Origin of the sequence: Rhodococcus sp. AW25M09, assembly GCF_000333955.1 — a bacterium.
Classification (GTDB): Bacteria; Actinomycetota; Actinomycetes; order Mycobacteriales; family Mycobacteriaceae; genus Rhodococcoides.
The window spans coordinates 50,552-59,265 of sequence record NZ_CAPS01000094.1 but is presented as its reverse complement, the minus strand read 5'-3'; the positions used below and the strand labels follow the sequence as shown (position 1 = coordinate 59,265).

At 64.0% G+C, this 8,714-nt stretch carries 10 protein-coding genes and 1 tRNA gene; 6 read left to right on the top strand and 5 right to left on the bottom strand.

From position 1 onward, the window contains the following. Positions 1-430: S16 family serine protease (locus tag RHODMAR_RS18965; RefSeq protein WP_008717642.1), on the top strand; the 430-nt coding region annotated here is incomplete at its 5' end. Here the strand turns inward: RHODMAR_RS18965 and RHODMAR_RS18960 are convergent. Continuing rightward, positions 427-1,083 (bottom strand): PPA1309 family protein, encoded by a 657-nt coding sequence (locus RHODMAR_RS18960; RefSeq protein WP_008717640.1) that lies wholly within the window; start codon positions 1,081-1,083, stop codon positions 427-429. The genes RHODMAR_RS18965 and RHODMAR_RS18960 overlap by 4 nt on opposite strands. Before the next feature lie 199 nt (positions 1,084-1,282). On the opposite strand from RHODMAR_RS18960, the gene RHODMAR_RS18955 reads away from it, so the two are divergent. After that, the gene (locus tag RHODMAR_RS18955; RefSeq protein WP_198289482.1) at positions 1,283-4,267 is read left to right on the top strand and encodes a UPF0182 family protein; all 2,985 of its coding nucleotides are present in this window, start codon (positions 1,283-1,285) and stop codon (positions 4,265-4,267) included. 132 nt (positions 4,268-4,399) lie between these two features. On the opposite strand, the gene RHODMAR_RS18950 is transcribed toward RHODMAR_RS18955, so the two are convergent. Further along, positions 4,400-4,996, bottom strand: coding sequence for a transglycosylase family protein (locus RHODMAR_RS18950; protein WP_008717636.1), 597 nt, complete (start codon positions 4,994-4,996; stop codon positions 4,400-4,402). 502 nt (positions 4,997-5,498) lie between these two features. Here RHODMAR_RS18950 and RHODMAR_RS18945 point away from each other — a divergent pair. Beyond that, positions 5,499-5,575 (top strand) — tRNA-Met (locus RHODMAR_RS18945). Positions 5,576-5,675: 100 nt separating this feature from the next. Next, positions 5,676-6,263: a putative immunity protein gene (locus RHODMAR_RS18940; RefSeq protein ID WP_008717634.1), complete on the top strand. Its 588-nt coding sequence runs from the start codon at positions 5,676-5,678 to the stop codon at positions 6,261-6,263. On the opposite strand, the gene RHODMAR_RS18935 is transcribed toward RHODMAR_RS18940, so the two are convergent. Beyond that, positions 6,226-6,414: a hypothetical protein gene (locus RHODMAR_RS18935; protein ID WP_042939873.1), complete on the bottom strand. Its 189-nt coding sequence runs from the start codon at positions 6,412-6,414 to the stop codon at positions 6,226-6,228. The two genes, RHODMAR_RS18940 and RHODMAR_RS18935, sit on opposite strands and share 38 nt — an antisense overlap. Positions 6,415-6,483: 69 nt before the next feature. Here RHODMAR_RS18935 and RHODMAR_RS28715 point away from each other — a divergent pair, with 69 nt between their 5' ends. Next, positions 6,484-6,651 (top strand): hypothetical protein, encoded by a 168-nt coding sequence (locus tag RHODMAR_RS28715; RefSeq protein ID WP_198289481.1) that lies wholly within the window; start codon positions 6,484-6,486, stop codon positions 6,649-6,651. Positions 6,652-6,663: 12 nt separating this feature from the next. Then, positions 6,664-7,029 (top strand): GNAT family N-acetyltransferase, encoded by a 366-nt coding sequence (locus RHODMAR_RS18930; protein ID WP_008717632.1) that lies wholly within the window; start codon positions 6,664-6,666, stop codon positions 7,027-7,029. Here RHODMAR_RS18930 and RHODMAR_RS18925 read toward each other — a convergent pair. Together RHODMAR_RS18925 and RHODMAR_RS18920 are read right to left on the bottom strand one after the other, a co-directional pair. Then, a complete protein-coding gene (locus tag RHODMAR_RS18925; protein ID WP_008717630.1) occupies positions 7,002-8,282 on the bottom strand; it encodes an RNA polymerase sigma factor in 1,281 nt (426 codons plus the stop codon). The two genes, RHODMAR_RS18930 and RHODMAR_RS18925, sit on opposite strands and share 28 nt — an antisense overlap. Before the next feature lie 30 nt (positions 8,283-8,312). Next, a complete protein-coding gene (locus RHODMAR_RS18920; RefSeq protein ID WP_008717629.1) occupies positions 8,313-8,657 on the bottom strand; it encodes a YciI family protein in 345 nt (114 codons plus the stop codon). Positions 8,658-8,714 lie beyond the last annotated feature (57 nt).

Sequence of the window (8,714 nt, the reverse complement as noted above, 5' to 3'; positions counted from 1 at the left end):
GGTGCTCGGGGCTCGGCCCGACGACCCGTCCAAGGGATACCTCGGCGTGACGCCCGAGGAGCAGCCGAACGTGCCGTTCGAGGTGACGTTCAATCTCGCCGACGTCGGTGGACCGTCGGCCGGACTGATGTTCAGCCTCGCCGTGGTGGACAAACTCAGTCCCGGTGAATTGAGCAACGGCGAGTTCGTTGCGGGCACCGGAACCATCGACGCAGACGGGACGGTCGGCCCGATCGGCGGGATTCCGTACAAGCTGATCGCCGCCCGCGAGGCCGGAGCCACCACTTTCCTGGTGCCGGACGCGAACTGCGGTGAGGCACAACAGAACGTCCCCGACGGACTCCGGCTGGTGCGCGTCGAATCGTTGGACAGCGCTGTCGATTCACTGCAGACGATCCGGTCCGGGGGAGACGTTCCCTCCTGCAGTTAGTCGTCCTCGACCGCGTCGAACGTGGCGTAGAGGCCGTGCACGACGTTGGGGGCCAGATCCTCCGCGATGCGCAGTTCGATGGGCGCGAAGGGGTCGGCATCCTCGTCCGGGTGTAACTGCAGCAGCGTCAGGGACGGGCCGTCTGCAAGGACCGCCACGATCAGTCGCGCATCGCGTTTCTCGGGATGGTTCTCGGCCGCTGCCCGGGCAGCGTGGTCGGCCGCGTCGGGATCGGCCAGCAACGGCATCAATGCATTGTCGAGGGTCGATTCCGCAGCCGGGGGGAGTACCACGATCTCTTGCACCAGAGCGCATCCGACGACACCCTCGGGCCACGTCGAGGTAGCGAGGAACTCGTCCAGGGCGGGCGAACCTCCGGTGATGTCCTCGGAGAGCGAATGCTGCTGAATCGGAGTGAGAGCGGCACCGTCGGCCAGATCGTCGAGCAGGCCCGGTTCGGCCGCTGCGAGCGCAACCGTGGGCACCAGCGCGAACATCTGCGGTGCCTGATGCCATCCGCCTGCGTCGACGAAGTCCGCCACCTCGCGCGCACACCGGGCGAGAGCCTCGGCCGCATCATCTCCACCCGACCGGGGGTCGAACTCGTCATCGAAATTGTCTCTGCCGGGCAGTCCGTCGCTGTCGTCGCTCACCGCACTATCCTCGCATTCGGATGGTTCTCCGGATGCCGACGCTCCTGACCTGGGGTGGGCAGCGGGCGCAGCACGGGCGTCGCAGCCGTAGGATCAACGTACGTACAGTAGGGCGAAACGGACATGCGGTGCACGACGAGTGCACCGAAGAAGTCATCTGCGGCGCCGCTCGGCGTCGCCCGAAGTTGGAGTGTGGCACGTGGGCATGAGGCCCCCCACCGGTATGCCGTCCTTGTCGCGGCGAAGCCGGATCTTGCTCGTATTGGCCTTGGTAGCAGCAGCTCTGCTGCTCATCGGTCCCCGTCTGATCGATATCTACACGAACTGGCTGTGGTTCGGCGAGGTCGACTTCCGCGGCGTGTACACCACTACTCTGTTGACCCGGTTGGTGCTCTTCGTTGTCGTCGCTGTGGTCGTCGGACTCATCGTGTTCGGTGCACTGCTGGTGGCGTACCGCAATCGCCCGGTGTTCGTTCCGGTCGCCGGACCCAACGATCCGATTGCGCGATACCGCACCACGGTGATGAGCCGGTTGCGTCTGTTCGGCATCGGAATTCCCGTGGTGTTCGGGTTCCTGTCCGGCATGATCGCCCAGACGAACTGGGCGACTGTGCAGCTGTTCCTGCACAGTGAAGACTTCGGGATCACCGATCCGCAGTTCGGGCTGGACGTCGGTTTTTACTCGTTCGACCTGCCGTTCTACCGATTCATCCTCAATTGGTTGTTCGTCGCCGTCTTGGTGGCTTTCTTCGCGAATCTCGTCACGCAGTACGTGTTCGGCGGAATCCGGCTCGCCGGTCGTGAGGGTGCGTTGACCAGAGCAGCGCGTATCCAACTGGCAGTCATCGCCGGCACCTTCGTTCTGCTCAAGGCGATCGCGTACTGGTTCGATCGGTACACACTGCTCTCGAGCAGTCGCAAGGAACCCACCTTCAGCGGTGCCAGTTTCACCGATATCAACGCGGTGCTCCCGGCCAAACTGATCCTGCTCGCGATCGCCGTGATCTGCGCGATCGCTTTCTTCGCGGCCATCTTCCTGCGAGACCTCAGAATTCCGGCGTTGGCGACGGCGCTGTTGGTGCTCTCGTCCATCTTGATCGGTGCGGTCTGGCCGCTGGTGATGGAACAGTTCTCGGTCCGCCCCAACGCGGCCGAAAAAGAGAGCGCCTACATCCAGCGAAACATAACGGCGACTCGGGATGCATACGGAATCGGCGACGACGTCGTCGACTACCAGGACTATTCGGGCGAGAGTTCGCAGAATCCGCGCGAGAGCGAGGCGGACAGGACCACGATTGCCAATACCCGTCTGTTGGATCCGAACGTGCTCTCCCGCACGTTCACCCAGCAGCAGCAGCTGAAGAACTTCTTCGGCTTCCCCGACACCCTCGACATCGACCGGTACGAGATCGACGGCCAGTTGCAGGACTACATCGTCGCTGCCCGCGAGCTCTCGCCGCAGTCCTTGACCGGAAACCAGACGGACTGGATCAACCGGCACACCGTGTACACGCACGGAAACGGCTTCGTTGCGGCCCCGGCCAACAGGGTCAACGCAGCTGTGCAGGATCCGACCGCCGAGGGTGCGAACAGCAACAGTGGCTACCCGATCTACACGGTCAGCGACATTGCGTCACAGGGGGCGAATCAGGTCATTCCCGTCGATCAGCCACGCATCTACTACGGCGAGGTCATCGCTCAAGCGGATCCGGACTACGCGATCGTGGGTGCCGCCGGTAGCGGTGACCGTGAGTACGACACCGACGAATCCAACTACACCTACACCGGTTCCGGAGGCGTCCCGGTGGGCAACTGGTTCAACCGGTTCGCGTTCGCCGCGAAGTACGCAGAGCGAAACATTCTTTTCTCCGGAGCTATCGGCAACGACTCGAAGATTCTGTTCGACCGCGATCCTCGCGACCGAGTGCAGAAGGTTGCGCCGTGGCTGACCACCGATACCGACTCGTACCCGGCGGTCGTGGACGGCAAGATCGTCTGGATCGTCGACGGCTACACGACGCTGAAGAACTACCCCTACGCCCAGCGCGCGTCGTTGGATGGCCTGACGGTGGACAGCGTGGAGCCGACGACCGGTCGGCCGCTCCCACGTGACGAGGTGTCGTACATCCGCAACTCCGTCAAAGCGACGGTCGACGCGTACGACGGCACCGTGACTCTCTATCAGGTCGATGACAACGATCCCGTGTTGAAGGCATGGATGGGTGTGTTCCCCGATTCGGTTCAGCCGGAGTCCGCGATCTCGGACGAGCTCCGTTCGCACTTCCGGTACCCGGAGGACCTGTTCAAGGTTCAGCGAGAAATGCTGGCGAAGTACCACGTGGACAATCCCAACGAGTTCTTCACCAACAACGCGTTCTGGTCTGTGCCCAGCGACCCGACCAGCAACAGCGGTGCGGGAAGCGATTTGAATCAGCCCCCGTACTACGTGCTCGTGGGTGATCCCGATACCGGAGAGCCGTCGTTCCGGCTCACCAGTGCCATGGTCGGGTTCAACCGTGAATTGCTGGCTGCGTACATCTCCGTGCGCTCCGACCCAGAGAATTACGGCAAGTTCACCGTTCTGCAATTGCCGACTCAGACTCAGACTCAGGGCCCGCAGCAGGCGCAGAACTCGATGACGTCCGACGCGCGAGTGGCATCGGATCGAACGCTTCTCGAACAGTCGAACGAACTGCAGTACGGCAATTTGCTGACGCTACCGATCGCGGACGGTGGAATCCTGTATGTGGAACCGCTGTACACCTCCAGGAAGAATGCGGCGACCTCGACGTTCCCGCAGTTGACCAAGGTCTTGGTGAGCTACCGCGAGCCTGGAGCCGACGGTGGTGTCCGCGTCGGTTACGCCCCCAGGTTGTCGGAGGCGCTCGATCAGGTGTTCGGAGCGGGAACAGGCTCTGCTGCCACTGCTCCGGGTGGAGCTCCCGAGGATCCACAACCGGCCGAATCGGGCGGCACGTCGGGGGCCGAGGCAACGACTCCGGCCACGCCGAATCCGGCTCCGTCCACCGGCGGTTCACCGACACGGGACGCGGCGGTCACCGGACTGAACTCCGCACTCGAGTCGGTGCGTACCGCACAGCAGAGCGGAAACCTGGCGGACCTCGGCACCGCGCTCGAGAACCTGCAGACCGCCGTCGACACGTACAACCGTGCCGGCAGCTGATCGTCGGGTTCACTGGTCGCTGACGTAAACGAAAGAGCCGCCTCACCGGAACGGTGAGGCGGCTCTTTCGTTGTGTGCTATCGGCCTTCTGGGTGCACGTGGCACTGCCGAGTAGACGACGTTACGAGATGATCAGCGTCCGATCGGCGCGAGCACGGGAGCGTTCGCGGAGACGAAGTGCTGGAACTGAGTGCTCAGGCCGTACTGGTCGGCCAGCTTGGAGACGGCGTCGAACGCGCCCTGGGCTGCCTGGGTGGCGGCTGCTGCCTCGGGTGCGACGACCGGTGCCGGTGCCGGTGCGGGTGCCGGAGCTGCCTTCGGTGCCGGTGCTGCCTTGGGCTCGGGCGCAGAGGTACCGGTGGTCAGCTGCTGACCGCACACGGGCCATGCTCCCGGTCCCTGGCTCTGCAGGGTGTTCTCTGCGACGCGGATCTGCTCGGCCTTGGACGCGTTGGCCGGGGATCCGGATCCGCCGTTGGCCGTCCAGGTGCTCTGCGAGAACTGCAGGCCACCGTAGTAGCCGTTTCCGGTGTTGATGCTCCAGTTGCCACCGCTCTCGCACTGTGCGACGCCGTCCCAGTTGTGGGGGGCTGCGTTGGCGGTTCCGGCAGAGACACCGAGGGGGATTGCTACGGCGGCACCTGCGATGGCAGCCAATCCGAGTGCGCGCCGGAGCGGAGCCTGCGCAGCGATCAGGGTCTTCGTGCCGAAATTGTTCTGTGTGGTCATGCGGGGTGAATCCTCTCCGCGCTCGACTGGCGCGACTGGCCTGCAATCACGTCGCCGGTGTTGCAGGCGATGGTGACCAGGCGCTTCGTATCGTCGCGGCTCTGCCCCCGTACGTCTTGGGGACCACACCCGCGGGGCAGAGCGAAGGAAGCGGCGGGGTGGTGCAGGCCCAGCTGTTTAGGGCCGTCCGTGAAGGTAGTCGAGGATTCACCTAACGTCACGGAAGCGAAATGGGATGGTGGGTGTTCACATACTGGGACGAAGGTGACGTTTTCCCAGTTCAAAAGCGGTTGTGGCGTTAAAGTTGCTACTTCGTGACCCGAACGTTATGTGACTCGAAACACGCACGAAAAGAGACGCGGAGCACTATTTCATAGTGGCTTCTACGTGATAGACGCAGCTGCTAGGACGTCCGATCAAAGACGTTTCCCGCGTTCTCCGGCGCCGGAATGTCACGTGATTTGCATTGGCCGTACGCGCGGGAGTAACTTCGTAGATGCAACGCGGGGTGGAGCAGCTCGGTAGCTCGCTGGGCTCATAACCCAGAGGTCGCAGGTTCAAATCCTGTCCCCGCTACCACTGCAAAATGGTCCAGGACATGTGTCCTGGGCCATTTTTGTGCTGTCATATCCGTCATGATCCGATGTGGCGTCCCGCCGTGCCTACGGAGGCGAGTCCGATGATTCTTCCTTCCGTCCGAGATCCCCGACTGATCACCGTGCACCGAGGCGGCCTGCTGTCCGACGCCGACCATCGAAGCCTGGCGCTGTGGGCAGCCGAGTGTGCGAGCCACGTGCTCGGCTTGTTCGAGGGCGTCGAACCGTCGGACAGCCGCCCCCGCGACGCGATCGATGCCACCCATGCGTGGGTGCGCGGCGAACTCGCGATGATGGCGACCCGCGCCCTCGGCGGCCACAGCATGGGCGCGGCACGTCCGCTGCGCGGTGCGGCCCGCTTCGCCGCATATGCGGCCGGCCAAGCAGCATGTGTGGCCCACGTACCCGAGCACGACCTCGGAGCAGCGGCGTACGCCATCAAGGCGGTTCGGGCTGCCGCTCCTGCCGGCGCAGAGGGAGTCGCGGGTCGCCGAGAACTCGAGTGGCAGAGAGATCGCCTACCGAGCAGTGTGCGAGAGCTCGTTCTGGAGGATCAGAAGAGACGGAACAGTATCTGCTGGTACGTATTCGAAGACCGACACGCCGGATCTTCTCGTGTGCAAGTCGCCGGAATCAGTCCGAGACCTGCTCGCGGGCATCGTCGGTGGTGACTGTCTCGGGGTTGGCGTTGTGAACAGTGTCGTCGGAATCATCGGCAGTGAGGTCGACCGTGTCTGCGCCCTCGAGTGCCGTCAGTTCCTGCTCTGCCTCCGCGATGAGGCCCTTCGTGTTCTCTTCGATCTTCTTGACCCACTCGGCCATGACGGTCACACCCTTCACTCGATCGTGTACCACCGGTCTACCAGACTTCTCCCCCCTAGGATCCACGGTGTGCGAACACGAACCTCGCGACTCGATCTCGACGAGCCGCTCATCACGGATCTCGATGCGATGTATGCGATCTGCAGCGACCCGCAGTCGTGGACCCACTTTCCCAGCCTTCGGCATACCGATCCCGGTGCAACCGAACGAATGTTGCTGGGCTGGGTGGAGCAGTAGCGGCGGGATGGATTGGCCACGTGGATCATTCGTGAGCGCGGCAGCCGCACGATCAGTGGCTACGGCGGGTGCTCGAAGCGGCAGAACGCCTTCTGGAATCTCGGCTATCGCCTCCATCCCGACGCGCAGGGCAACGGATACGCCGCGGAGATGTGTGAGATCGCAGTCGAGTGCGCGCACCGAACCGAACCCGAATTGCCGATCGTGGCGTACCTCCTCGAACACAACGTCGCGTCGGCGCGAGTGGCCGAACGCGCGGGTCTGGAGCTCACCGCTCGCGGACCCGATACCGGCAACTCGGATCCGAACGCAATTCGTCTGGTGTACTCGGACCGGCCGTTGCGCGCCGATCAGCTGGAATCGGTTCTGTCGGCCTGATCGATACTGCCGTTCACCTCGGCCAAACGACGGTGAAGCAGTTGTTTTTCCGGTGCGGTTCGTGCGAAATCCAGTGCCCGTCGATAGTGGACCGCTGCCTCGTCGAGTCGTCCGAGCCGTTGCAGCAGATCGGCTTTCGCCATGGGATACGGGTGATAGCGGCGCAGCGAGGGCTCGTCGGCAAGCCGGTCGAGCTCGTGCAGACCCGCGGCGGGGCCGTGGCACATGGCCAGCGCCACCGCCCGGTTCAGTGCAACGATCGCGCTCGGTATCAGAGTGGTGAGCACGTCGTAGAGGGCCAAGATCTGCGGCCAGTCGGTGCGGTCGGACTCGAGTGACTCGTCGTGCACTGCGGCTATGGCTGCCTGCACGGCGTAGGGACCGCTCGGGCCACCCCCGAGTGCCTCGACCACGAGCGCAGTACCTTCGGCGATGAATTCGGCGTTCCAGAGTCGACGGTCTTGATCGGCCAACAGCACGATCTGGCCGTCGGGCCCGATCCGAGCGGCGCGTCTGGCGTCGACCAGCAGCATCAGCGCCAGCAGCCCGCTCACTTCGGTCTCGGCGGGCAGTGCCGTGTGCAGGAGCCGACCCATCCCGATCGCTTCGTCGACGAGATCGATTCGCCCGACCCGCTCACCGGACGTCGCCGAGTACCCCTCGGTGAAGATCGAGTAGACGACCCCGAGCACCATCGGCACTCTGTCCGCCAACTCGTCCGGCCCCGGAACACGGAACGGGATGTGCGCGACGCGAATCTTGTTCTTGGCTCGCACTATTCGCTGAGCTGCGGTGGCCGGAGGGATGAGCAGCGCCCGGGCGACCTCGGCGGTGGAAAGACCGGCCAGGCATCGAAGCGTCAACGCCAGGCGGTCATCGGCAGCGAGAGCTGGGTGCGCGCACGTGAAGAACAACTGCAGACGGTCGTCGGGCAGAGCGTCGTCGAGTGAGTTCGAGTGAGCTGGTTCGGCTCGATCCGAATCCGCTCGAAGCACTGCCAGTTTCGCCGCCAGAGTCTTGTCGCGGCGCAGGCGATCCACCGCCTTTCGGCGGGCGGTGGTGAGCAACCAGGCTCCGGGTCGGGACGGAACGCCATCGATCGGCCAGTGTTCAAGGGCCGATTCGATGGCGTCCGACGTCACTTCCTCAGCGAGGTCGAGGTCGCGGTACCGCTGAACCAACGAGGCGAGCAGCACCGAGCGCTCGGCTCGGAACACCGATTCGATCGATCGATGGGCCTCGGACTCGTTCATCGAGAATCGTGCAGGTCGGAATTCGGCTGTTCAGAACTCGGCAAGGGGCCGCACGATCACTGCGCCGCCGTCCTTGGAACCCGGGCATCGGGCCGCCCACTCGAGCGCAGCGTCGAGGTCGGGCACGTCGATCACGTCGTAGCCGCCGAGTACCTCGTGTGATTCGGCGTACGGTCCGTCGGTGACGGTGCGCTCCCCGGTGCCGGGATCGACGCGCACCGCCGTGGCAGTGGTGAGATCGGCCATCGCGTGCCCGGAGACGAACACGCCCGCTTCCTTCATCTCTTTCTCGTAGGTCATCCAGTCCTCCACACTGCTGCAGCCCGGTGCTGCTCCGGGTGCGGTGTCGGCGTTGATCAAGAGGATGTACTTCATGGTGCACTCCTGGTTTCGATACCTCGGTGACACGGCGCGGTTCGCCGTACATGATGA

What these genes read in the sequence shown, in the direction of transcription:
- RHODMAR_RS18950 (WP_008717636.1), bottom strand. Translation starts at nt 4,996, where the DNA reads ATGACCACACAGAACAATTTCGGCACGAAGACCCTGATCGCTGCGCAG.
- RHODMAR_RS18940 (WP_008717634.1), top strand. Translation starts at nt 5,676, where the DNA reads ATGATTCTTCCTTCCGTCCGAGATCCCCGACTGATCACCGTGCACCGA.
- RHODMAR_RS18935 (WP_042939873.1), bottom strand. Translation starts at nt 6,414, where the DNA reads ATGGCCGAGTGGGTCAAGAAGATCGAAGAGAACACGAAGGGCCTCATC.
- RHODMAR_RS18925 (WP_008717630.1), bottom strand. Translation starts at nt 8,282, where the DNA reads ATGAACGAGTCCGAGGCCCATCGATCGATCGAATCGGTGTTCCGAGCC.
- RHODMAR_RS18920 (WP_008717629.1), bottom strand. Translation starts at nt 8,657, where the DNA reads ATGAAGTACATCCTCTTGATCAACGCCGACACCGCACCCGGAGCAGCA.